The organism is Chromobacterium sp. IIBBL 290-4 (assembly GCF_024207115.1).
GTDB lineage: Bacteria > Pseudomonadota > Gammaproteobacteria > Burkholderiales > Chromobacteriaceae > Chromobacterium.
The window spans coordinates 2,032,219-2,056,010 of the sequence record NZ_CP100128.1 but is presented as its reverse complement, the minus strand read 5'-3'; the positions used below and the strand labels follow the sequence as shown (position 1 = coordinate 2,056,010).

The following is a 23,792-nucleotide window of genomic DNA, read 5'->3' as shown; positions in this document are numbered from 1 at the left end:
GGCGGCTAGCGGAGCGCGGCTCGCGCGCTCCAAGATCTACGGACGGGACATGCTCATCCTACATCGTTCCCCGATAAGGGGCTACTCAAGCCAACTGGCCTTGTTTTCTATCCGGGCGGGCAGCCGCACGCGATAGCGTTGCAAGGCGCTTCGGCTGAACAAAAACTGGCCTTGCGAAGGCACCAGCGGAAATATGCCGGCCAATGCCTGGCCTTTGAACAGCACCGCTTCGGCCATCTTGGCTGCTTCCTCGCCCTGCTCGCGGCCGGTCAGCACCAGCCCGCCTGCGGCTTTATCCCGCCCGACGGCGAAGTCCCAAAAGGCGAATAAGGGCAGCTTGGCGTTTTGCGCAGTCCAGCGCACCACATCTTCGCCATCGACCACCCTTCCCTTATCGTCTCGCAGGGTAAAATACAAACCGACCCAGATCACCTGATAATGGCCAGGCGCAGCCAGCACCTGTTTTTTCCAATCGGCGAAACTGCCCAGCATCGCCATATCCACGTCGATATCGCCTACCCGGATGCTGTCATGGCCAAGAAAGGTTTCGTCGCGGATCACCGCCGAAGTTAAATCGGTATCGAACAAAGCCAAGGCCCGGCGCGTGCCGGGCACGGCATGCCCCAGTTCAAACAGATTGCGCAGCAGCAAGGGCCGCTCCAATACGCCGCTGACATTGCCCGGCATGCCGCCGGGAAAATAATTGCGCGGATTATTGTTGATGCCGAGAAAAATCACCGGCAGGCCGGAGGGCGCCAGCGCCGTCCCCACCATTTTCAACGCGGCATCGTCGCCGACGATGACAAGGTCAGGATGAAAAGCGCGCACTCGCTCTAAAGCGGTTTGCGCCCGTTTCTCGACTTGATCGGCCGGCAACCGTTTGCTGTCCAGATTGTAAAAAGCCAACTGACAGCGGGAAGACAGCCGCGCGGACAAGGCCCGCAAGTAATCCCGCTCCCATTGGTATTCCGGATGATAACTGCTGACGACAAAGACTCGCTTCGCCTCTGCCATCACCCCGCCAGACCATAATAACAAGGCAAGAAATACCGCCATCGCGCTTCGCCAGAATGCCATATCAGCGTCCACTTCAGGAGTGCGGTCAATGCTTCCAGCCTAGGCGATGGCGCGGCGGATTTCAGTCATCCAGCCGCAGTTCGGCGGCGCGGGCGTGGGCGGTCAGGCCCTCGCCATGCGCCAGCAGGCTGGCGATGCGGCCCAGCTTCTGCGCGCCGGCATGCGATACGCGGATCAGGCTGCTGCGCTTCTGGAAGTCATACACGCCCAGCGGACTGGCGAAACGGGCGGTGCGGCTGGTGGGCAGCACGTGATTAGGGCCGGCGCAGTAGTCGCCCAGGCTTTCCGAAGTGAAGCGGCCCATGAAGATGGCGCCGGCGTGGCGCAGCTGCGGCAGCAGCGCGTCCGGATCCGCCACCGACAGCTCCAAGTGCTCGGGCGCGATGTAGTTGCTGATCTCACAGGCCTCGGCCAGATCGGCCACCTGGATCAGCGCGCCGCGATTGGCGAGGCTCTGCTCGATGATGGCGCGGCGCGGCATGGCCGGCATCAGTTTGGCGATGCTGGCTTCCACTTGCGCGATGTAGTCCGCCGACGGGCACAGCAGGATGGCCTGGGCGATCTCGTCGTGCTCGGCCTGGCTGAACAAGTCCATCGCCACCCAGTCTGGATCGGTTGCGCCGTCGCAGATCACTAGGATCTCGGACGGACCGGCCACCATGTCTATGCCCACCACGCCGAACACGCGGCGCTTGGCGGCGGCGACGTAGGCATTGCCCGGACCGGTGATCTTGTCCACCTGCGGCACGGTTGCGGTGCCGTAGGCCAGCGCGGCCACCGCCTGGGCGCCGCCGACGGTGAACACCTTGTCGACGCCGGCGATATAAGCCGCGGCCAATACCAGATCATTGCGTTCGCCGCCCGGCGTCGGCACCACCATGATGATTTCGCCGACGCCTGCCACCTTGGCCGGCAGCGCGTTCATCAGCACCGAGCTCGGATAGGCCGCCTTGCCGCCCGGCACGTAGATGCCGACGCGATCCAGCGGCGTCACTTGCTGGCCCAGCAGGGTGCCGTCTTCGTCTTCATAGCTCCAGCTGTGCGCCAGCTGCTTTTCATGGTAGCGGCGCACGCGCTCGGCGGCGGCGGACAACGCGTCGCGCACATCGCCCGGCAGGCGCTGCCAGGCCGCTTCCAGCTGCTCGCGCGACAGCGTCAGGTCGGCCATGGAGGCCGCCTGCATGCGGTCGAAACGGTTGGTGTACTCCACCAGCGCCGCGTCGCCGCGATGATGGACATCGGCGCAGATGGCCGCCACGGCGGCGTCGACTGCGGGGTCCTGCGCGGTTTCAAAAGCCAGCAGCGCTTTCAGGCGCGCGGCGAAGTCGGGCTGGGAGGAGGACAGTTTCAACATAATGATTCTCTGATACTAGAACTATGGGCAACGCCGGCCAGCCGCTTTGGTTGACCGGCGAGGCGGGATCAGGCCGGCACGGCGCCCGAGAAAGCGTCCAGCACCGGCTGGATCGCGTCGTATTTCAGCTTCAGCGCGGCCTGATTGACCACCAGGCGCGAGCTGATGTCGATGATGTGCTCCACCGCCACCAGCTTGTTGGCCCGCAAGGTGCCGCCGGTGGACACCAGGTCGACGATGGCGTCGGCCAGGCCAACCAGCGGCGCCAGTTCCATTGAGCCGTACAGCTTGATGATGTCGACGTGCACGCCCTTCTTGGCGAAGTGCTCGCGGGCGATCTGCGGGTATTTGGTGGCGATTTTCAGACGCGCACCCTGGCGCACCGCGGCGTCGTAATCGTAGCCTTCCTGCACCGCCACCATCATATTGCACTTGGCGATGTTCAGGTCCAGCGGCTGGTACAGTCCCGCGCCGCCATGCTCGATCAGCACATCGCGCCCGGCGATGCCCAGATCGGCCGCGCCGTATTGCACATAGGTGGGCACGTCGGAGGCGCGCACGATCACCAGCTGCACATCGGGATGGTTGGTGCCGATGATCAGCTTGCGCGACGATTCCGGTTTTTCCGCGGGGATGATGCCGGCGGCAGCCAGCAGCGGCATGGTTTCTTCAAAAATGCGGCCCTTGGACAGGGCGATAGTCAGCTTCATGTCGTTCTACTGCTAAAAGGTGAAATCTATAAAAACCGGGATATTAGCCCAGCAAGGCGCGACGTTCGCGCTCGAGGTAGCCGACGTAGCGCTGGATCAGCGTTTCCATCTGCGGACTCAGGTGGAGGTAGGAGCAACCGATGCGCATCGCCTCATTGCCGTTGCGCATGCGCGCGGTCAGCCTATGCCGCACCTCCAAGCCCAGATTGAGCACGCCGAAAGGCTTGAGCTCCAGCGTGCATTTCAAATACTGCTGGCCGATATCGAAGCCCTGCGTCGCCACGCCCGGCAGCCACAAGCTCATGCCGCCCAGGCTGATGTCGAACAGCGCCAGATCGATCGCTCGCTGGCCGTAATCGGCGATATGGCAGAAAATCGGCGCGCCCAACGGGGTCTGGATGCGGAAAAACTCGCGCCGCTGCAACTTGATCACCTGCTCGGGCAGCTTGCCGAGAAAAGCGGGCCTGCCGTCCTTCATGACGCGGCTGACCTGGCCGGTGACGAATTGGGTTTTCACCCCTTCCGGCGAGCAGACGAAGACATTGCGCTCACTCTGCAGCACCTGGCTGTTGGTTTCTTCGTCCGCGCCCCAGTCAAACGTGAACAAACCGGTCTGATAATCGACATCCAGCAGCCGGGTCAGAATGAAATTCTTACCCTTGTTGGCGAAAACCGTCACCATATGGCCGTTCTTGGCGATGGCGGCCAAATGCTGGGCGATCTCGGCGACCGAGGTCAAAGTGAACTTGGCGAGGTCAAGCGACGGCGGAGCCCCCGCCGCGCTGCCCATTGTGCTGTCGTTGCTCACGATAATGCGGCTTTCTTGTATCCGGTGGGTGTGGATATGCCCAGTTTAGCGCAACAGCTGCCTAATATCATAAGCAAGGTTGGCGGCCGGCGTGCCATAGGCCTCGAACACCCTCAACTTGCCTTTCTGATCCAGCAAATACGAGCCGGCGCTATGGTCCACGCTATAACCGCCGCCGGGCGTCGGCACCTTCTGCGCAACCACTTTATATTGTTTTTTGACCTGTTCGATCTGTTCCGGCTTGCCGGTCAGGCCGATGAATCGCTTGTCGAAATGCGGAACATAGCCCGCCAGGATTTGCGGCGTATCGCGCTCCGGGTCCACGCTGACGAACAACACCTGCACCTTGTCGCCATCCGCGCCCAGTTGCTTCATCACCGATGAATATTCCAGCATGGTAGTCGGGCACACGTCCGGACAGTGGGTATAGCCAAAGAACAGGGCCACCACCTTGCCTTGGAATTCGTCCAGTTTGCGCGGCTTGCCTTGATGATCGGTCAGCGAGAAATTCCCGCCCATGGAGTCATCGTCTATCGCCGTGCCTTTGAAATCGATCTTCTGCGCGCAGGAGGACAGCATCGCCGCGCACAGCAGCGCAGCCAGGAATTGCAATATCTTCGACATCAGTAAAGAGGTATCCGCCAGTAATGGTCAAACAATAACGCCGCGAACAGCCAAGTCAGATACCAGATCGACCAGACAAAGCAGCGACGCGCCAGGGAGTCAGAATACTGGCGATGCAGGCTGACAGCAAGAAACAGCAATCTGCCGTTCAAAGGCAGCAAGGCGGCAAGATAAAGCCAGCCCGCGGCATTCAAGGCAATAGGCAATAAGGTGATCGCCGCCAGCAACACGCTGTACAACACGATGGACAAGGTGGTGAAACGCTGGCCATGGGTCACCGGCAACATCGGCAATCCCGCCTGCGCGTAGTCTTCGCGCCGATACAAGGCCAGGGCCCAGAAATGCGGCGGCGTCCACGCGTAAATGATCAGGAACAACACCAGCGCCAGCGCGCTGATCTCATCGTTGACCGCCGCCCATCCCAACACTGGCGGCATCGCGCCGCTGGCGCCGCCTATCACGATATTTTGCGGCGTGTTCGGTTTTAGCAGCAGGGTATACACCACCGCATAGCCGACGAAGGTGCCCAGCGTCAGCCAGGCGGTCAGCGCATTGCAGCACGCTGCCAATAAGGCCATGCCCGTCGCGCCCGCGGCCAAGGCCACCGCCAGCGTCGATCCGGCCCCGACCTCTCCGGTAGCCGACGGCCGCCACGCCGTGCGCCTCATCCTGGCATCAACGCCGCGCTCGACCAAACAGTTGACCATCGCCGCCGCGCCAGCCACCAAGGCGATGCCCAGCGTCGCCGGCAGGACGCGGGCCCAGTCCGGCGCGCCGGAGCTGGCCAGGCACATGCCTATCCAGGCGCAGAACACGATCAAGGCCACCACTTTTGGCTTGGCCAGCGGCCACATCGCCAAAGCCTGGCGCCGCCACAACGTCAAGGCTATCGCGCTCATCGCCCTTCTCCCGGCCAACCCAATCGTTCAGCAGGAGGCCGCATCATTCGTCTCCAGACCCGCTGGCCCGCTTGAGCCTCCCGCTCCTTCGCGCGAAGCCTCGAACGCAAAAGCAACGCCGTCGCCAGCAGAAAGGCCGCCCCTGCGTTATGCGCCACCGCTAGCGGCAACGGCAATTGCAGCAACACATTGGCGATGCCCAGGCCAATCTGGGCCAGCCAAGCCGAGCCCAGGCACGCCAAGTGCGGACGCAGCCCGGCCTCCGGCCAGCCTTTCAGCATCACGGCCATGACCAACAGCGATACCAGCAAAGCGCCCAGCCGGTGCAGCCAGTGAATCGTCACCAGGCTGTCGAAACCCAGCAGGCTGCCATCCGCAGCCTGGCCCAACTCTCTGACCACATGAAAGGCCTGATCGAATCTCAAAGACGGCCAAGACTGGCCATTGCAGGCGGGAAAGCCCTGGCAGGCGAGCGCGGCATAGTTGCTCGACACCCAGCCGCCCAGCAGCAATTGAAGGATGAGCGCGGAAATGAGCCACGCGGACAGCATGCGCAAGACAGGCGGACCGGCCACAGGCGCCAATCGCGGAGCGAACATCATCCAGGCCAGAATCTGCAACACCGCCATGCCGCCCAGCAGATGGGAGGTGACGATGGCGGGTTTGAGCAGCAAGGTAACGGTCCACATGCCCAGCGCGCCCTGCAACGCCACGACCGCGATCAGCAAGCTGGCAGGCAGGCGTTGCAGCCGCTCGCGCCAAGCCCGCCAGGCGATCAACAGGATCAGCAAGCCCAAGCTGCCGGCAAGGTAGCGGTGCGACATCTCCTTCCAGGCTTTTCCCAAGCTGACCGGTCCCTCCGGCGAGGCTAACTGAGCCGCCTGAATGCTGTCGACCGCATGGGCGGGAGACAGCCGGCCATAACAGCCCGGCCAATCCGGACAGCCCAGGCCTGCATTGGACAGGCGCACATAAGCGCCGAACGGCACCACGATCATGGCCAGCAGCAAGGCCAGCCAAACCAGTTTTCGCATGGCAAGCGCCCCTGAATCGCTCCGCACACTCGCCGGCACGCCGCCGGCTCAGCCCAACCCGTTGTTTACCTTCAGCACCTTCCCGACTTCATCGATGATGCGGCGCGGATCCGCGCCATCCTGATAGAACATCACTTGATTGCCCAGCGGGTCCACCAGATAGAATCCTTGATTGCCCGCCGGCAACGCATGCTCCGGCGCATGCGCCAAACGATGCGGCACGTCGAGCGACACGGGCCTGGCCGACACCAGCAGCGCCACGCGGGTCAGTTTCTCCGCCGCCTCGCCCTGGGCTTTCTCTATCTGGCTCATGGCGTACCAGCGTTGCTGGCAACGCGCCTGGCAATCCGCCCCCAGCGTAGACGCCAACACCCATTTCCCGCGCGGCCATTCCGGCCGATTGGCGGCGGCGAACGGTTTGGTCGGCAGCAATTGTCCAAAGCTGCCCCCACCGGCCGGAGGCAGCAAAGCATAGGCCAGCCAAGCGGCCAATACCGGCACCAGGCACAACAGCGCCATGGCTAGCAACACCGCTCTGCCGCGATTAATGGATTTCATGCCGCCTCCTCCACAACAGCCAGCTCAAGCCGCTCAGGCACACGCCCAGCAACAGCCACTGGATAGCGTAAGCGTAATGGCGATCCGGCATGAACTCCGGCACCACCGGCCAATGGACCAGCGGATCGTGCGATGTCTCCAACACCACCAGCCCCTGGAACCAATGTCCCGGATAACGTCGTTTCAGCGCGGCCTCGTCCACGTCATCCACCGGTCCTTCAAAGCCTTTCGTCGCGCCGGACAACAGAAAGTGATGCGGCATCGGCATCCTGTAGCCTTGCAGCTGAAGTTGATCCGGTCTAAATGCGGGCGCCGGCACACCGTCCACCAGCCATCCCAGGTCGACCAATACCAGCGATTGATCGGCGCCCTGCCGCCAGGGTTGCAGGATGCGCCGACCGCTCTGGCCGGCCAGAAAGCTATTGCGCAACTCAATGATGCGTCCCGCGGGTGCCGCCTGGGTCAAGCGCACCCGCGTGAATTCCGGCGGCGGCTCGACCTCTCGATATACCAGCGGCACAGGCGCGATGCTCATCGCACTGGCCAAAGAGCGCAGCAAGGCCTCCTTGTCTTGCCCCCGCTGCCACTGCCATACTGCCAATAGATAGGGTATGACGCTGATCGCCAGCAGCAGCCCCCATAACAACGACTGCCACCTGCGGCCGCCCTTGCGGTCCTGATCGGAGGATACGGTCATGAAACTCGTCATCCTGTTGTCGCTTGTCTGTATCGTCCTCGCCCTGTTCTGGGGGCTGACCGGCCTGATGAAAGCCGAGCACGGCTCGCAACGGCTGGTGCGCTCCTTGACGCTGCGCGTCGGCCTGTCGATCGGCCTGTTTCTGCTGCTGCTGCTCGGCGCCTTGTTTGGCTGGTGGCGGCCGCATCAGGCCTGAGCCGCCTCATAGCCAGTACACGAAAACGAACAGCAACAGCCACACCACGTCGACGAAGTGCCAGTACCAGCTGGCGGCTTCGAAGGCGAAGTGGTGCTTCACATCGAAATGCCCGCTCAGGCTGCGCAGCCATACCACAAACAGAATGATGGACCCCAATAACACATGCAGGCCGTGAAACCCGGTCAGCATGAAGAAAGTCATGCCATAAGCGCCTGAAGCCAAGGTCAGATGCAAATGGCTGAATGCATGCCCGTATTCATACGCCTGCAATGATAAAAACGTGCAGCCAAGCAAGACCGTGACCAGCAGACCCAGCTTGAACTGATCCCGCTTATCCGCCAGCAGCCCCCAATGCGCCCAGGTGACCGTAGCGCCGGATGTCAGCAGGATCATGGTATTGATCGCCGGCAGCCCCCAGGCCTCCATCGCGCGATACGCCTCGGTGATGCCGGGACCGGTGGCGAGCGGCCATGAGGCTTCGAAATCCGGGTACAGCATCTTGTAGTCCATCGATCCCAGCTCAGGAACCGACACGGTCCGCACCCAGAACAAGGCGCCGAAGAACGCGCCGAAGAACATCACTTCGGAAAAGATGAACCAACCCATCCCCCAGCGGAAAGACATGTCCTCCCATCCCAGATAGGACCCGCCCCGGCTTTCCCGCACCACATCGCCGAACCAGCCGATCAGCATATACACCAAGATAGCCGCGCCCAGCGCCAGCGACAGCTTGCCGAACAGCATGCCGTTGACAGCCAAGGCCGCGCCCAGTCCGATGCAAAACAAGGCCAGCGCGCCCACCATGGGCCAGCGCGACGGCGCCGGCACGAAATAACGATTCTGCTCTTCCATTGTTGCCATATCGTTCTCCCCGCAGGCCTTTTTAACTTGTCACCCAGGACACCAACAACAGCAATGCCGCGATCAGGCAGCCAGCCAGCGCGAAGGCGGTGGCCACCAGCTGCCATGGCTTGATCTTTTGATCCGCTTGCGAGGACTCGCCCCGGCGCACGCCGATGAAGGCTCCCAAGACGGCTCGAACACCCTGAACCCAGTTCATCCCGCCCCTCCCTGCCCCGGCACGTCGAATACCGTGTAAGCCAGCGTGATGCTGCCGATGGAGGACGGCAGATTGCGGTCCACCACGAACACCACCGGGAAGGTGCGCATCTCGCCCGGCCGGAACCGCTGCTGCGTAAAGCAGAAACACTCCAGCTTTTTCACGTACCGCGCCGCCTCGCCCGGCAGGTAGCGCGGCAGGGCCTGGCCCACCACCGTGCGCGAGCTGGCATTGGTGATTTGATACTGCACTTGGACGAAGGTGCCTGGCTTGACCTTGAGATGCGTAGTCAGCGGCCTCACCTCCCAGGGCAAGCCCGCCTGCACCGTCGAGTCGAAAGTCATGCTCACCTCGCCAGCCGCGGCCTGCAGATCGTTTTTGTCCAGCTCGTCCGCCTTCACCACATCGTTGAGCCCGGTCTGCTCGCAGATGATGCGGTACATCGGAATCATCGCCCAGGCAAAACCGAACATCAGCGCGGCGATGACCAACAGCTTGCGCAGCAGGCGTTGATTGCGGCGCATCGGCGGGCGGACACTTTCCATCGCCGCGCGCTCAGTGGTGGTCGTGGTGGGCGGAGCCATGATCCTGGCAGGACAGGATCACCCCGTTCTCCGCCACCTCCACCTTGGGAGGCTGTTCAAAACTGTGATACGGCGCCGGCGTCGGTAGCTCCCATTCCAGCGTATTGGCGCCCTCCCATGGCTTGTGCGGCGCCTTGGCGCCATGGCGCAGCGAATGCAGGATGTTGTAGAGGAAAATCAGCTGCCCCAGCCCGAACATGAAGGCGCCGACGCTGGCGATGCGATTGAAGTCGGTGAATTGCAGCGCGTAGTCGGGAATCCGCCGCGGCATGCCGGCCAAACCCAGGAAGTGCATCGGGAAGAAGGTGACGTTGAACCAGATCATCGACCACCAGAAATGCAGCTTGCCCAGCCCCTCGTGATACATCCGGCCGCTCATCTTGGGAAACCAGTAATAGATGGCCGAAAACAGGCTGAACAGCGCGCCGGCCACCAGCACGTAATGGAAGTGGGCCACGACGTAATAACTGGCATGCAACTGCACATCCACCGCCGCCACGCTCAGCGTGATGCCGGACAAGCCGCCTATGGTGAACAGCAGAATGAAGCCGATGGAAAACAGCATCGGCGTCTCGAAACTCATGGCGCCCTGCCACATGGTGGCGATCCAGTTGAACACTTTGACCCCGGTCGGCACCGCGATCAGCATGGTGGCGTACATGAAGAACAGCTGGGCCGTTGCCGGCATGCCGGTGACGAACATATGGTGCGCCCACACCATGAAGGACAGCACGCCGATGGAGCTGGTGGCGTACACCATGGAGGTGTAGCCGAACAAAGGCTTGCGGGCGAAAGTGGGGATCACCTGGCTGACGATGCCGAAGGCCGGCAGCGCCATGATGTAGACCTCGGGGTGACCGAAGAACCAGAACACGTGCTGGTACAGGATGGGGTCGCCGCCGCCGGCGGCATTGAAGAAGTGAGTGCCGAAATGGCGGTCGGTCAGCACCATGGTGACCACGCCGGCCAGCACCGGCATCACCGCGATGATCAGATAGGCTGTGATCAGGCTCGCCCAGGCGAACATCGGCATTCTCATCAGCGTCATCCCCGGCGCGCGCAAGTTTAGGATGGTGACGATGATGTTGATCGAACCCATGATGGAGCTGATGCCCAGAATGTGGATGGCGAAGATGGTCATGTCCATGCCCATGCCCATCTGAGTGGACAAGGGCGCATACAGCGTCCACCCCGCCGCGGCCGCGCCGCCGGGCACCGCGAACGACATCAGCAGCAACAGCGCGGCCGGCGGCAACAGCCAGAAGCTCCAGTTGTTCATCCGCGCGAATGCCATGTCCGGCGCGCCTATCATCAGCGGCAACATCCAGTTGGCCATGCCGGTGAAAGCCGGCATGATGGCGCCGAACACCATGATCAGGCCATGCAGCGTAGTCAGCTGATTGAACAGCTCGGGCTGGAACAGCCGCAGGCCGGGACTGAACAGCTCGGCGCGAATGCAAAGCGCCAGGACCCCGCCCGACAGAAACATGGTGAAAGAGAACCACAGATACATCGTGCCGATGTCCTTGTGGTTGGTGGCCATCAGCCAGCGCATGATGCCATGCGGCTTGCCGTGAGGGAGGCCGCCGGCGTGAGTGGTTTCCGCGATTGCCATGCTCGACTCCTTATGCCGTCTTGCCGCGAGCAGCCTTGACTTCCTTGGGCTGCACGACCTGGCCGGTATGGTTGCCCCAGCTATTGCGTTCGTAGGTGATCACCGCCGCGATGTCGGTATCGGACAATTGCTTGCCCCAGGCCGCCATCGCCGGATTCTTTTTGCCGCCGAACAGCACGATCTCGATATGCGCGGCCTTGTCGCCGGTGGCGATGGGCGAGCCGTCCAGCGCCGGGAAAGTGCCGGGTATGCCCTTGCCGTTGGCCTGATGGCAGGGAATGCAATTCTGGGTGTAGACCTTCTCGCCCCGCGCCTTCAAATCCGCCAATTGCCACACCTTGTTGGGGTCATCGGCGCCGGCCGCCAATTGCTTCATCTTGGCCTCTCGCCACTTGGCGTAGTCCTCCGGCGACTTGGCCTCCACCACGATGGGCATGAAGCCGTGATCCTTGCCGCACAGCTCCGAGCATTGGCCGCGATAAGTACCCGGCTTTTCGATCAGCATCCAGCTGTCGCGCAGGAAGCCGGGAATGGCGTCCTGCTTCACCCCCAGTTGCGGCACCCACCAGGAGTGGATCACGTCATTGGCGGTGAGCAGCAAGCGGATCTTGCGATTGGTCGGCACCACCAGCGGCTCGTCCACTTCCAAAAGATAATTTCCGCTTGGCGGCGCGCGGCCTTCGATCTGGTCGCGCGGCGTGGACAAATGACTGACGAAGCCGAAATTGTCGTCCAGGTAGTCGTAACGCCATTTCCACTGATAGCCGGTCACCTTGATGGTCATGTCCTCGCTGCGGGTGCTTTTCTGCGCCAGCACCGCGCGCGTGGCAGGCAGCGCCATCAGCACCAGGATCAACAGCGGCACCACCGTCCAGATGATTTCCACCGTGATGTTTTCGTGAAACTGCTTGGCCTCGTGTCCGGCCGACTTGCGGTGGCGAAGGATGGAATACAGCATCACCAGAAAGACGGCGAGAAAGATGACGCCGGTAATGACCAGCAGAATGGTGTGCAGATGGTATTCGACGCGAGCCAATGGGGTGACTGGCGTTTGAAGATTGAACTGCGCGGCCGCCACGCTTTGAGTGAGCAGCAGACAGCACAAAAAAATGCGCAAACAAAACATGTTTCCCCCTAGGTCAAGCGACCGAACAATGCGATGCATGCACAGCGACCGGCTTTCCGCCGGCATGCTTTCATCGTAGAAACTAAGCCTGGAAAAACAAGAAGACGTCATGATGCAACGCATCAGAACGGGACATCCGGATAACTACGCAGCCCACGCTTGCAACCGTCGATAAATCGCCTTAACTGAAGAACGGCCGCACTCACTCCTCAGCCTCATCATGCGCGACAACGACTTCACACTCGTCAATCCCTTCTGGCTCAACCGCTTGATTGGTCTGCAGGGCGACTGCCGGGCCAGGCTGGCTGAGGATGTGCTAGATCAGGAGGGACGGGTGTTGCTGAGCGCGGGGGATTCGCCGGATGGCAACTGGCCGGAAAAACTGGGCCAAAACCGCCTGAGGCAGCCCTTGGAGAAGTTATTGCAGGCCCCGGCTTTCGAGCCCAGGCTGGTGCTGCCGCAGCGCAGCCGCCACGTACTGCAGGACTCGCGCTTCCTGCAAGCGCTATTGGGACAGGTGGACGAGTGCAACAACAGCATAGCCATTCTCAAACTCTTGCCCTTGAAAGGCCCGTTGGCGCTATGGCTGGCGGCCATGCGCCACCAAGGCGAGTTGGACCATGCCTTGCGCGTGTGCCTGCTGTCCATCGGCATCGCGCGCCAGCTCAATCTATCCAGCCAGGAACAGCAGCAGATCGCCCTGGCGGCCTTGCTGCATGATATCGGCGAGCTGTATATCGATCCCGCCTTCCTTGCGGCGCCCCATACGCTGCAGCCGGAAGAATGGCGCCACATCGTCAACCATCCCGTGCTGGGTTGCCAGCTGCTGCTGGCGCTCGGCGGCCTGGAGCAGCCGCGGCCGGTGGCGCTGGCCATTCTGCAGCATCATGAGCGGCTGGACGGCAGCGGCTACCCTTTAGGCACACAAGGCGACAAATTGAACACGGGCGGGCAAATCCTGATGCTGGCGGACACCATCTGCCAATTGCTGGGAAGAGAACCGTTCTTCCCGCAACGCATCGACACCGCCTTGAAAATCCTGCCCGGCGAATTCGATTACAACCTGGTCTCGATGTTATGCAAGGTCAACCGGCTCAGCAGCAAAAGCCTGCCGCCGCCAACCATGAGCGTGCCGGACTTGAGCAAACAACTGCAGCAATTGCTGCAGACGATAGGCCGGCTCACCCAGCGCTTCTGGGCGATGAAAGAGCTGGATGCCGGCATGTCGCCCCCAGCCATGCGTTTGCTGGATGACAGCATGGCGCGATTCAACACCATACAGAGGGCCATCACCAGCACCGGGGCCAGCGAGTTGCCGCAAGACCACAAGGACGAAGAGCTCTCCCGCGAATTATGGTGCGTCATAGGCGAAACCCGCTGGCGGCTGCGCAATCTCGCCCGTCAGGTGGCGCTGCACATCGAAAAATTGACGCCCAGGGAGCAGACGCCTTTTCAGTCGCTGGCCAAGGCCTTAATGGAAAATTAAGGCCTCAACGCGGCAAGGACGCCGCGATGCCCGGCAATTCGCGCAAGAAGGCTTCGCGGGCGCGCACGCCGGCAGTGCCGCTTTCCTTGCGGTCATCCTGAATCAAGCGCGCGAACACCAGCTTGCGCCCGTCTTGCTCCGTCCAGCCGACAAACCAGCCGTAAGGATGGGTCAGATCCTGCTCGCCGTTGTCCAGCCTCGGATAGGCCATGCCGGTTTTGCCATGCGCGCTTCCGCCGCCAGGCAAGGCCGAGGTTTCGACGATGGCGCGCGTCAGCCTTTGCGCCTCCTTGGAAACCGGCAACTTATCATTCAGCAGTTTGTTCAGAAAAGCCACTTGCTCCAGCGGCGACACCTTCAGCGACGAACCTATCCAGGCGCGCTCCAAACCGTTGCGCTTGCCGGGATCGCCGGAAAAGTCGGCATTGCCGTAGCCAAAAGAACGCGCATAGTCGCTCAGCTTTTGCTCGCCCAAGCGTTGGGCGATCTGCTGCGAATACCACACCACCGAATATTTCAGCCAACGGGTGGGATCGGTGTTCTGCTTCCAGTTGTCGCCGCCCCAATCGACATAGCCTGGGCGATACGGCCAGCTCGGCTCGTGCTCGCTTTTCAGCACGCCCGCGTCATAGCCCATCGCCGCCAGGGCGATTTTGAAGGTGGAGGCCGGCGTGACGCGAGTGGCGCAGTCGCCCTGCTGCGAAAGCACGCGGCCGCTCTCGCCGTCGGAGATGGCTGTGCATACCACCCTCGCCTGGGAAGGCGCGGCAAGAACGGCCAGCATGGCGCCGGCCGAGAGGAAAAAGAGTTTCATGCGATTTACCTGCAAAGGGACGAAAATTTTAAAACCTCCCGCCTTCAGGCAAATCCATTGCGCGAATGTTCCCCAGGCGTCAAGACTGAAAGGGTATTTCCAGCAGCAAAGGCGCCGGGATATGGCGCCGCAGCGTGTCCAGATTCGCCTCATAAGCCGTCTGTCGCGGCTGCGGGCAATTGGCGATCCAGCCGGCCAGTTGCAGGCCGCAGCTCTGAATGGCGCGCGCCGTCAACAGCGCGTGGTTGATGCAGCCCAGCCGCATGCCCACCACCAGAATCACCGGCAGGGCCAGATCGCGCGCCAGATCTTCCATGAACAGCTTGTCGCTCAAGGGCGCCAGCCAGCCGCCGGCCCCTTCCACCAGCACGATGTCGGCTTGGGCGGCCAGGCGGCGGTAATGCTCGGCGATGCGCGGCAGCTCGATTTCCACTCCCGCCTCCCGCGCGGCGATGTGCGGCGACACCGGCGGCAAGAAGCGGTAAGGATTCATCAAATCGATATCCGTCTGACCGCTGGCGGCAGTCAGACGCGCCACATCATCGTTATGCCAGCGCCCATCAGGCAGGATCTCGCAGCCGGAAGCCACCGGCTTCATCGCCAATACAGACTGGCCCTGCGCCTGATAATGGCGGATCAAGGCGACCGCGGAATGGGTCTTGCCGATTTCGGTATCGGTGCCGGTAATGAAAAATCCCTGACTCATGCGCGCTCCTTAGCAATGGTGCTTTACCCGCCTACAGCGGACTGGAGCCACGTTCTACACCAGCTCGCGCCAATCTTCCAGCACTTCCACAGATCGCGCCGCCGCATCCACCCGTATCCGCGCGCCTATCGGCAGGGTCAATTGCGGCAGGGTATGGCCGCAATCGAAATCGGCCAGGATCGGCAACGATTGGCCATCCAAAATTTCCAACAGAATGTCCGACGGCAAGCGGCCGGTGCCGCAGTCATTGAAGAGCTCGTGCTTGCCCAACAGCACCGCGCCCACCTTGTCGAACACGCCGGCCAGTTTCAGCATGGCGAAGTTCTTTTCCACCGTGGCCGCGTCCTTCAAACCATCCTCCAACAGCAAGATATCGCCCTGCCGCAAGGCCGGGAAATAGGGGCTGGCCAGGAATCCGTACAAAGTATTGAGGTTGCCGCCGATCAAGCGCCCCTCGGCCCTCCCCGGCTGCAAACAGCGCCATTGGTTGGCCTGCATGATTTTGGCGCGATCCTGCTTTTCCCAAGGCAGAAACTCGTCCGTCCAGTGCGTTGGCGTCGGCAAGCGCAACGGATAAGCCGGCGGATCCATGACGATGGCGGCGAAATAGCGCCAGATCTCATCGGCCAGCGGCGGAAACTCGCCCAAGGAAGCCACCAGCGCCGGCCCGTAAAACGTCGGCACGCCGGTCTTGGCGTACAGCGCCAGCAGAATCGCGGTGGTATCGGAATAGCCGACCACGATCTTGGGGTCTTTCCGGAACGCCTCATAATCCAGATAGGGCAGCATGGCATTGCTGTTGGTGCCGCCTATGGTGGACAAGATGCAGCGCACTTCCGGATTGCGCAGCAGCGCGTTTAATTCCTCGGCCCGTTCCCGCGCGCTGCCGGAACGGTAATGATCGTCGCTATCCGTCAAGTTCCCGGGCAGAAAACGCAGACCTTGGCGGCCTAGAAACTCGACCGCGCGTTGATAACGCGCCGGCTGGCGAACGGCGATCGGAAAAGAAGGACTGAAACAGGCGACCAGATCGCCGCGACGCAAAGACTGAACCATGGCCAAACCCCACAGGCAAAAAGAACAGCATGACAAATAAAAGCCAAAAAGTCATGCCAGAATCATTTTTCCTTCACGCCTTCGGAACATCCCATGAATGAAACCGCCGTATTCTCCACCCTTGCCGGCATGGGCATCATGGCCCTGGTGGTGATTGCCGCCCTGCTGCTCGCAGTCGGCATCTTTTATTTCCTGACCCTGCATCAAGCAATGAATGCGGTCAGCGAGAACAACCGCCCTTTTCCCGGCGCGCTGATCTGGCTGGGCTTGATACCTGGCCTGGGTCTGATCTGGTACATGATTTACATCCTGCTGCTCTCCGGCGCGCTGAAGAAAGAGCTGGCGCAAAGACAGCTGGCCGGCGACGGCGGTTTCGGCATCAGCGTGGCGCTGGTGATACTGCAAGCGCTGTGCTTGATTCCCTACGTCAATCTATTGGCCGCCATTCCGGCGCTGGTGCTGTGGATCGTGCATTGGAGCAAAATGTCCGGCTACCGCCGCATGCTGGCCCCATCGGCCCCTGCCTTGGCCGCTCGATAGTCAAACGGCTGAAACGCCAACGCCGACCTTGTGGGTCGGCGTTGTGCTTGCAGCCTTATGGGCATGAAGCGGCATGGGTTCGGCCGGATAGGCCTGCGCAGGATTTCACGCGGGGATGGAGTGAAAGCCTTTGGGCTTGGCCGGATGCTCCGCGGGGCGCAACGACAAGGACGGGATGGAAAACCTTGCCGCCTCCCCTTGGCGCCATCTGGCCGCGCCGGGATACGAAATCGCTTTTATAAAATGGCCTGAGCGTGGACTTTCGCCTCGCTGGCCAGCTTGTTCAGTGCCGACAGATACGCCTTGGCGCTGGCGACGATGATGTCGGTGTCGGCGCCCTGTCCGTTGACGATGCGGCCGTCCCGCGCCAGGCGGACGGTGACTTCGCCTTGTGATTCAGTGCCCTTGGTGATGGCGTTGACCGAGTAAAGCTCCAGCTCCGCGCCGCTATCCGACACGCTCTCTATCGCCTTGAAAGCGGCATCTACCGGGCCGGAGCCGCTGGATTCGGCATGGCGCTCCTGGCCGTTTTCGACGAACACGATGCTGGCCTGCGGCGCTTCGCCGGTTTCGGTGGCGATGCGCAGCGACACAAACTTGTAATGCTCCTGCTCGATCGCCACCATCTCGTCCGACACCAGCGCGTGCAGGTCTTCGTCGAAGATTTCGCGTTTCTTGTCAGCCAGCTCCTTGAAGCGGGCGAAGGCGGCGTTCAGCGCTTCCTCGCTGTCCAACACGATGCCCAGCTCGGCCAGCTTGGTCTTGAAGGCGTTGCGGCCGGACAGCTTGCCCAGCGTCAGCCGGTTGGCGCTCCAGCCCACCGACTCGGCCGACATGATTTCGTAGGTTTCGCGATGCTTGAGCACGCCGTCCTGATGAATGCCGGATTCGTGGGCGAAGGCGTTGGCGCCGACGATGGCCTTGTTCGGCTGCACCGGGTAGCCGGTGACGGTGGACACCAGCTTGGAGGCCGGCACGATCTGGGTGGCGTCGACGCGGCTATCCACCCCGAACACGTCGCGGCGGGTCTTCACCGCCATCACGATTTCTTCCAGGCTGGCGTTGCCGGCGCGCTCTCCCAGGCCGTTGATGGTGCACTCCACCTGGCGCGCGCCGCCCAATACCGCGGCCAGACTATTGGCCACCGCCATGCCCAGATCATTGTGGCAGTGGGCGGACCAGACCACCTTGTCGCCGCCCGGCGTGCGGGCGATCAGCTCGCGGAAGAAGGCCTCGGTCAGCCGCGGCACGGCGTAGCCAACCGTGTCCGGCACGTTCAGCGTGGTGGCGCCGGCCTTGATCACCTCGCCGAAAATGCGTGCCAGAAAATCGATGTCCGAGCGCAACGCGTCTTCGGCGGAGAATTCGACGTCGTCGGTGTACTCGCGGGCGATCTTCACCGCGTTCACCGCCGCCTCCACCACCTCATCCGGGCTCATGCGCAGCTTCTTCTCCATATGGATGGGGCTGGTGGCGATGAAGGTATGGATGCGGCCGCGGGCGGCCGGTTTGATGGCTTCGCCGGCGGCGCACACGTCGCGTTCGTTGGCGCGCGCCAGGCTACAGACGGTGGATTCCTTGATCGTTTCGGCGATGGCATGGATGGCGTCGAAATCGCCCGGACTGGCGGCGGCGAAGCCGGCCTCGATGATGTCCACGCCCAGCCGCTCCAACTGGCGGGCGATGCGGATTTTTTCTTCCTTGGTCATCGAAGCGCCCGGCGACTGCTCGCCATCGCGCAAGGTGGTGTCGAAGATATAGAGGCGGTCGCCCATGTCGATAGTTCTCCCTGCTGTCTGTGCCGGCTCGCCGACCAGATAGTCGTTGAAATCAAAGCGCCTGCCCTGCCCGGCGGCCAGCTGCGCCAGACGGCTCAGTTGCGCCAGCGGCAGGCTGCCGCGTTCCCTCCATTTGTATATCGCTGCGCGGCTCACCGGCTCGTCGGGGAACAAACGGTTCAGTTCGTCGGCCAGATGGCTCGGTCCGCCAAAGTCCGCGACCAGTCGTTCGATATCCACTTGCATCAATGTGCTCCTGCAGCATGTTTTGAAGCAGACTACTCAAACATGAGACACAAGGTCAAATTTGATAGGAAAAATCTGTATCAAATTCGTCACACTGCATGTCCAACTATTTTATTTAGACAAATTGTAGAATTTTGGCGTAAAAAACAAGCGCATTACGCGCTTGGACAAACCTGAAGCACCGCTAGTCAGATAGCGACAATAAAGGCAGGCTGACATGAAACGCGACGCCCCGGCCGTCCAAACCTTCTTCTATCCGGATATGGCCGCCCTGCGCCTGCACCGCCTGCCAAACAATGGCGAGCCCCAAGCCGGAGCCCGGCGCGCTTGCCGTTTTGCCCCGATAAAAGCGCTCGAACAGATGCGGTCTGTCCTCCACGGCGATGCCTGGCCCGTCATCCGCCACCGCCAACTCGACCCACCCCTCGGCGGCGGCAAGGCGCACCCGGACGCGGCCGCCGACGCGGCCATACGCCACCGCATTGGACAGTAAATTGTCCACAATGGAGAGGAAGGAAACCAAGGCCAAGCTGGCCGGCAAGCCATCCGACGAGTCCAGCTCCAGCTCCATGCCTTGCGCTTCCGCCCGCGGCGACAGTCCGATCAAGGCATTGCGCGTCACTTCGACCAGATCGACTGGCTGCCGACGCTCTTCCTCCCCGCCCTCCAGCGCCGCCAGCCGCAACAGCTGCTGCACCAAATGGGAATGGCGGGCCACCGCCTGCTCCAAAGCGGCCAGGTTTTGCTGCCTCGCTTCGGCGTCGTTTTCGCTGGCCAAGGCATGCGCCTGGGTGGAAATCACCGCCAGCGGCGTACGCATTTCATGGGCCGCATCCTGCACGATGGCGCGTTCGCGGGCGATGCTGTCGCGGCTGCGCCGCAATAACTCGTCCAGCGCCTGCACCACAGGCTTCAATTCCCGATAAGGCGCCGGCAAAGACAATGGAGAAAAGTCAGTCTTATCCCGGCTATGCAGATAAGCCGACAGCGTCCTCAGAGGGCGCAAGCCGCGCGACACCGCCAGCCACAACGGCAATAAAATCAAAGGAAACGCGATGGCCAATGGCGTCACATACTGTCTGAACAAAAATGACAGCGCGTCCTCATCCGGAATCACCGGTTCGAAAACCACCAAGCGGAACTTTGGATAAACGCGCTCCGCAGCCCAGTACTCCCGCCCCTCAAGGCGAATCACTCCATGGCCCAGATCCACATTGCGTATAAGCAGATCCGCCCTCTCCATGCCTGGGGAGGCATAGATGCGCGCGCCATCCGGGGCGAGCATCAAAATCCGTATATCGCCAGGATAAGCGATCACAGAGTTGGTCGCGTCGCGCCGGGCCGCATTCATCAGCGCTTCCACGGTACGCAGCGCCTGCACCGCTTGATCTTCATCCACCCCGTCCAATACTCCGGCAAACATATTTGCCTGCCTCAACAAGGTTTTGTGTCGCGCCTGCACCGACATCGCTTCACGGTAATCCCGAACCACCAACACCAGCCAGATCAGGGCGAAAGCCAGCAACAAGGCGAGCAGCACCCTTCGCGTCAGCGATGGGGCAAACCATTGCGCCAAACTTTTAAACCACATATTGATAGCCCACGCCGCGCACAGTGCGGATGCGTTCGGCGCCGATCTTGCGGCGCAGATTGGACAAGTGCACCTCTATCGTCGCGCCGTCCACGATATCGCCCAGCGGTTCCAGACGCTGCCCCAACAGGGTTTTGGACACGATGCGGCTGGGATCGCGCGCCAGCTCCACCAGCAAGCGGAATTCGCGCGGCGACAGATCCAGCGCCAAGCCGTCCAGCCAGGCCAGATGGGCGCTAGGCTTGAGGCTCAGCGCGCCCAGGCTCCATATTTCGCTGGCCTGGCGCGCGCTGCGGCGGCACACCGCCCGCACTCGCGACACCATTTCCGACACCGCGAACGGCTTGCACAGATAATCATCGGCGCCGTCATCCAGACCCGCCAGTTTGTCGCTCAAATCGGCGCTGGCGGTGATCATGATCACCGGCACCGTGATTTGCCTTGCCCGCCAGGCGCGCAGCAAGGCCAAACCGCTGCCGTCCGGCAGGCTCAGATCCAGCAATACGCAATCGAAACGGTCCGCCTCGAACAAGGCGTCCGCATCCGCCAGCTTGCGCACCCATTCGGTCGTCACCGCTTCAGCTTTCAACGCAGCCTGCAAAGCCCGGCCCAAGTCCAAGTCGTCCTCGATGATCAATAAATGCATTTTCGTTCTCGCCACAACAATCTTTGGCTTAGCAAAAGGTTGACATGCTCATACTGGCGCCAAGCGTACGGGGGAGTCACCCATGCATGCAAGGCCTCAGCATGACAAGCTCAGGCCCGACTCGCCCCAAGCCAAGCGGATGAAGCATCCGCCCAGCAGCCCGCTCTTCTGATTCAACCCGAAGGAATTTTCGATGAAACATTATGCCGAATTGATATTACTGAGCATACCTTTGCTGGCAGCCGCGGCAGAGAATGAGCAAGATGGTTTTTCCGGCGCTTTTCAATTAGGCGTCAGCCACTATCAGCTGGCCAGCAATTTCCTCAAGGCGCCGAACGATGGCCACCCCATTGCCGGCAGCCTGGCGCAATCGCCGGCCTCGCAATCCGGCGCAGCCCCCCTGATCGATGGCGAATGGAACTATGGCTTCCACGGCACCGGCACTCAGCTGTTCTTTTCGCCCTCCAATACCAGCACCTTCGCCGCCGGCGGCGGCCTGCAACTGGGCGTCCGCCAGCAATTGCCGCAAGCAGGCGCAGTGTCGGCGGCGCTGACATATGGACAAACCGAGGTCTGGCTGGATCCCTATGCGCTTAACATCGCCCGCCAGGACGGCAAGCTGAAAAGCGCGGGGCTGACCCTGGGCTGGTCCAATATCATGAACACGCCCTTCAGCAGCAGCGTCAGCTATGCCAAACAAACGCTGGATAATGAACAAAGCGGCCAGGCACAAGGTTTGTCCCTTGCCAATCAAGCCCTGCTGAAACGCGACGGCAACAATTACGGCGCGCAGCTGGGCTATGCCTGGAAACTGGATGGACAAGGCGCGCATACGCTGAGCCCCGGCCTGATCTACGCGCGCAGCGATCTGAACGGCAAGGCCATGAGCACCACGCGCTATGGCGTACAGCTGGCCTATGCCTACAAAGGCGCCGATTGGGATGCCAACACCTCCGTGGTCGCGGCCCGCACCCGTTATCAGGCCGGCAATCCCTTGTTCAACGGACAGAAGGCCGATAGCCGCGAAGCCTTGCTCAGCCTGGGCTTGACCCGGAAAAACCTGTTCGGCGCCAAGGCCTGGTCCGCCTTTCTCAGCGGCAATTACGGCCGCTCCAATTCAGACCTCGCCTATTTCGACGCGCACATCCGGGAAGTCTCCGTGGGTCTGGGCTACCATTTCTGAATCCAGCGCCCTGCCGACTGCGGATGAGGGTCCGAACAGCCGCGCCCGCAATGGCCGGCCCGGACATGACCGGGCCGGAATGGGGGCGCAGCATTCGCCTCAAAACATGGCGGACCTCGCGGAGCGGGAGCGGATAAGAAACTATCCACGCCGCCCGCGGGCAGCCGCCTTGTTTGCGCCGTTCAGACTACGGCTAGTTCCACGGCTTCTCGGGATAAGCCGGCATCTGCGCGCAATGCGGCCACCTTGTCGGTGCGTTCCCAAGTGAATTCAGGCTCTTCGCGGCCGAAGTGGCCGTAAGCCGCGGTCTTGCCGTAGATCGGACGCAACAGGTCCAGCATCTGGATGATGCCCTTCGGACGCAGGTCGAAGTGCTTCTTCACCAGTTCCACGATCTTTTCGTTCGGAATATTGTTGGTGCCGAAGGTATCCACGGCGATCGAGGTCGGCTCGGCCACGCCGATGGCGTAGGAAACCTGGATCTGGCACTGGCGCGCCAGGCCGGCGGCGACGATGTTCTTCGCCACGTAGCGGCCGGCGTAAGCCGCCGAACGGTCCACCTTGGACGGATCCTTGCCCGAGAAAGCGCCGCCGCCGTGCGGCGCCGCGCCGCCATAGGTGTCGACGATGATCTTGCGGCCGGTCAGGCCGCAATCGCCCATCGGGCCGCCGATGACGAAACGGCCGGTCGGGTTGATCAGGAACTTGGTTTCTTCGGTGATCATCTCCGGCGGCAGCACCGGCTTGATGATGTCTTCGATCACCGCCTCGGTCAGCGTCTTGTGGTCGATGTCCGGGCTGTGCTGAGTGGACAGCACCACGGTGTCGATGCGCTTGGGCAGGCCGGTGGCGGCGTCGTACACGCAGGTGATCTGGCTCTTGGCGTCCGGACGCAGCCACGGCAGGCGGCCGTCCTTGCGCAATTCAGCCTGGCGCTGCACCAGACGGTGCGCGTAGTAGATCGGGAACGGCATCAGCGTCGGCGTTTCGTCGCAGGCGTAGCCGAACATCAGGCCCTGGTCGCCGGCGCCCTGGTTCAGGTCCAAGCCCTCGCCTTCGTTCACGCCCTGAGCGATGTCAGGCGATTGCTTGTCGTAGCAGGCCATCACCGCGCAGCCGCGGTAATCGAAGCCCAGCTCGGAATCGTCGTAACCGATGCGCTTGATGGTTTCGCGCGCGATCTTGATGTAATCGATGTTGGCGGTGGTGGTGATCTCGCCCGCCAGCACGACCAGACCGGTATTCACCAGCGTTTCAGCAGCCACGCGAGCGTGCTTGTCTTCGCGCAGGATAGCGTCCAGAATCGCGTCGGAAATCTGGTCGGCGACTTTGTCCGGATGGCCTTCGGAGACGGACTCAGAAGTAAAAGTATAAAATGTCATAGAACCAGCCTAAGTGGGA

Annotated in this window: 25 protein-coding genes; 4 read left to right on the top strand and 21 right to left on the bottom strand. The window is 61.8% G+C overall.

From position 1 onward, the window contains the following. Positions 1 to 81: 81 nt before the first annotated feature. The 9 genes from NKT35_RS09560 to NKT35_RS09520 form a co-directional block, all read right to left on the bottom strand. Positions 82 to 1,014 carry an ABC transporter substrate-binding protein gene (locus NKT35_RS09560; RefSeq protein WP_254300786.1) on the bottom strand — a complete coding sequence of 311 codons (933 nt, stop codon included), beginning with the start codon at positions 1,012 to 1,014 and terminating at the stop codon, positions 82 to 84. 124 nt (positions 1,015 to 1,138) lie between these two features. After that, positions 1,139 to 2,431 (bottom strand): histidinol dehydrogenase, encoded by a 1,293-nt coding sequence (hisD, locus tag NKT35_RS09555; protein WP_254300784.1) that lies wholly within the window; start codon positions 2,429 to 2,431, stop codon positions 1,139 to 1,141. Between the two features lie 68 nt (positions 2,432 to 2,499). Then, positions 2,500 to 3,141, bottom strand: a complete 642-nt coding sequence (gene hisG, locus NKT35_RS09550; RefSeq protein ID WP_254300783.1) for an ATP phosphoribosyltransferase — start codon at positions 3,139 to 3,141, stop codon at positions 2,500 to 2,502. A gap of 43 nt (positions 3,142 to 3,184) precedes the next feature. Then, positions 3,185 to 3,949: a flagellar brake protein gene (locus tag NKT35_RS09545; RefSeq protein WP_254300781.1), complete on the bottom strand. Its 765-nt coding sequence runs from the start codon at positions 3,947 to 3,949 to the stop codon at positions 3,185 to 3,187. A 45-nt stretch (positions 3,950 to 3,994) separates the two neighbouring features. Continuing rightward, positions 3,995 to 4,573, bottom strand: coding sequence for an SCO family protein (locus NKT35_RS09540; RefSeq protein WP_254300779.1), 579 nt, complete (start codon positions 4,571 to 4,573; stop codon positions 3,995 to 3,997). After that, positions 4,573 to 5,472: a heme o synthase gene (cyoE, locus tag NKT35_RS09535; protein WP_254300777.1), complete on the bottom strand. Its 900-nt coding sequence runs from the start codon at positions 5,470 to 5,472 to the stop codon at positions 4,573 to 4,575. Before cyoE ends, NKT35_RS09540 begins: the two co-directional genes overlap by 1 nt. After that, positions 5,469 to 6,506: a COX15/CtaA family protein gene (locus NKT35_RS09530; RefSeq protein WP_254300775.1), complete on the bottom strand. Its 1,038-nt coding sequence runs from the start codon at positions 6,504 to 6,506 to the stop codon at positions 5,469 to 5,471. Before NKT35_RS09530 ends, cyoE begins: the two co-directional genes overlap by 4 nt. 48 nt (positions 6,507 to 6,554) lie before the next feature. Beyond that, positions 6,555 to 7,064 carry a redox-active disulfide-containing membrane protein gene (locus NKT35_RS09525; protein ID WP_254300774.1) on the bottom strand — a complete coding sequence of 170 codons (510 nt, stop codon included), beginning with the start codon at positions 7,062 to 7,064 and terminating at the stop codon, positions 6,555 to 6,557. Further along, on the bottom strand, positions 7,051 to 7,761 hold the full coding sequence (locus tag NKT35_RS09520; RefSeq protein WP_254300772.1) for an SURF1 family protein: 711 nt from the start codon (positions 7,759 to 7,761) through the stop codon (positions 7,051 to 7,053). Before NKT35_RS09520 ends, NKT35_RS09525 begins: the two co-directional genes overlap by 14 nt. On the opposite strand from NKT35_RS09520, the gene NKT35_RS09515 reads away from it, so the two are divergent. Then, positions 7,760 to 7,957, top strand: a complete 198-nt coding sequence (locus NKT35_RS09515) for a DUF2909 family protein (protein ID WP_254300771.1) — start codon at positions 7,760 to 7,762, stop codon at positions 7,955 to 7,957. The two genes, NKT35_RS09520 and NKT35_RS09515, sit on opposite strands and share 2 nt — an antisense overlap. A gap of 6 nt (positions 7,958 to 7,963) precedes the next feature. On the opposite strand, the gene NKT35_RS09510 is transcribed toward NKT35_RS09515, so the two are convergent. Genes NKT35_RS09510 through coxB form a run of 5 tightly spaced genes read right to left on the bottom strand, consistent with a single transcriptional unit; the run spans position 7,964 to position 12,345 of the window. Further along, complete coding sequence (locus NKT35_RS09510) at positions 7,964 to 8,821, bottom strand: cytochrome c oxidase subunit 3 (RefSeq protein WP_254300769.1); 858 nt, start codon at positions 8,819 to 8,821, stop codon at positions 7,964 to 7,966. A 22-nt stretch (positions 8,822 to 8,843) separates the two neighbouring features. Further along, on the bottom strand, positions 8,844 to 9,020 hold the full coding sequence (locus tag NKT35_RS09505) for a DUF2970 domain-containing protein (RefSeq protein WP_254300767.1): 177 nt from the start codon (positions 9,018 to 9,020) through the stop codon (positions 8,844 to 8,846). Continuing rightward, entirely contained in the window at positions 9,017 to 9,604 is a 588-nt protein-coding gene (locus tag NKT35_RS09500; protein ID WP_254300766.1) for a cytochrome c oxidase assembly protein, read from the bottom strand. Before NKT35_RS09500 ends, NKT35_RS09505 begins: the two co-directional genes overlap by 4 nt. Continuing rightward, complete coding sequence (gene ctaD, locus NKT35_RS09495) at positions 9,576 to 11,219, bottom strand: cytochrome c oxidase subunit I (protein ID WP_254300764.1); 1,644 nt, start codon at positions 11,217 to 11,219, stop codon at positions 9,576 to 9,578. Before ctaD ends, NKT35_RS09500 begins: the two co-directional genes overlap by 29 nt. Positions 11,220 to 11,229: 10 nt before the next feature. Beyond that, positions 11,230 to 12,345, bottom strand: a complete 1,116-nt coding sequence (gene coxB / locus NKT35_RS09490; RefSeq protein ID WP_254300762.1) for a cytochrome c oxidase subunit II — start codon at positions 12,343 to 12,345, stop codon at positions 11,230 to 11,232. Between the two features lie 220 nt (positions 12,346 to 12,565). Between coxB and NKT35_RS09485 the strand changes: the two genes are divergently transcribed. Then, on the top strand, positions 12,566 to 13,831 hold the full coding sequence (locus tag NKT35_RS09485) for an HD-GYP domain-containing protein (protein ID WP_254300760.1): 1,266 nt from the start codon (positions 12,566 to 12,568) through the stop codon (positions 13,829 to 13,831). 4 nt (positions 13,832 to 13,835) lie between these two features. Here NKT35_RS09485 and blaOXA read toward each other — a convergent pair whose 3' ends face one another. From blaOXA to NKT35_RS09470, 3 genes are all read right to left on the bottom strand, one after another. After that, a complete protein-coding gene (blaOXA, locus tag NKT35_RS09480; RefSeq protein ID WP_254300758.1) occupies positions 13,836 to 14,645 on the bottom strand; it encodes a class D beta-lactamase in 810 nt (269 codons plus the stop codon). Positions 14,646 to 14,724: 79 nt separating this feature from the next. Then, positions 14,725 to 15,351, bottom strand: a complete 627-nt coding sequence (bioD, locus tag NKT35_RS09475; RefSeq protein WP_254300756.1) for a dethiobiotin synthase — start codon at positions 15,349 to 15,351, stop codon at positions 14,725 to 14,727. Between the two features lie 54 nt (positions 15,352 to 15,405). Continuing rightward, a complete protein-coding gene (locus tag NKT35_RS09470) occupies positions 15,406 to 16,407 on the bottom strand; it encodes a S66 family peptidase (RefSeq protein WP_254300754.1) in 1,002 nt (333 codons plus the stop codon). Between the two features lie 93 nt (positions 16,408 to 16,500). Between NKT35_RS09470 and NKT35_RS09465 the strand changes: the two genes are divergently transcribed. After that, entirely contained in the window at positions 16,501 to 16,947 is a 447-nt protein-coding gene (locus NKT35_RS09465; RefSeq protein WP_254300753.1) for a hypothetical protein, read from the top strand. 236 nt (positions 16,948 to 17,183) lie between these two features. Here NKT35_RS09465 and NKT35_RS09460 read toward each other — a convergent pair whose 3' ends face one another. The 3 genes from NKT35_RS09460 to NKT35_RS09450 form a co-directional block, all read right to left on the bottom strand. Then, complete coding sequence (locus NKT35_RS09460) at positions 17,184 to 18,971, bottom strand: 2-isopropylmalate synthase (protein WP_254300752.1); 1,788 nt, start codon at positions 18,969 to 18,971, stop codon at positions 17,184 to 17,186. Positions 18,972 to 19,155: 184 nt separating this feature from the next. Beyond that, the gene (locus NKT35_RS09455) at positions 19,156 to 20,562 is read right to left on the bottom strand and encodes a sensor histidine kinase (RefSeq protein ID WP_254300751.1); all 1,407 of its coding nucleotides are present in this window, start codon (positions 20,560 to 20,562) and stop codon (positions 19,156 to 19,158) included. Further along, positions 20,552 to 21,208, bottom strand: a complete 657-nt coding sequence (locus NKT35_RS09450; protein WP_254300750.1) for a response regulator — start codon at positions 21,206 to 21,208, stop codon at positions 20,552 to 20,554. Before NKT35_RS09450 ends, NKT35_RS09455 begins: the two co-directional genes overlap by 11 nt. Before the next feature lie 193 nt (positions 21,209 to 21,401). Between NKT35_RS09450 and NKT35_RS09445 the strand changes: the two genes are divergently transcribed. Next, positions 21,402 to 22,391 carry a DUF2860 domain-containing protein gene (locus NKT35_RS09445; protein WP_254300748.1) on the top strand — a complete coding sequence of 330 codons (990 nt, stop codon included), beginning with the start codon at positions 21,402 to 21,404 and terminating at the stop codon, positions 22,389 to 22,391. A gap of 182 nt (positions 22,392 to 22,573) precedes the next feature. On the opposite strand, the gene metK is transcribed toward NKT35_RS09445, so the two are convergent. Then, positions 22,574 to 23,773 (bottom strand): methionine adenosyltransferase, encoded by a 1,200-nt coding sequence (metK, locus tag NKT35_RS09440; protein ID WP_254300746.1) that lies wholly within the window; start codon positions 23,771 to 23,773, stop codon positions 22,574 to 22,576. Between the last annotated feature and the right edge of the window lie 19 nt (positions 23,774 to 23,792).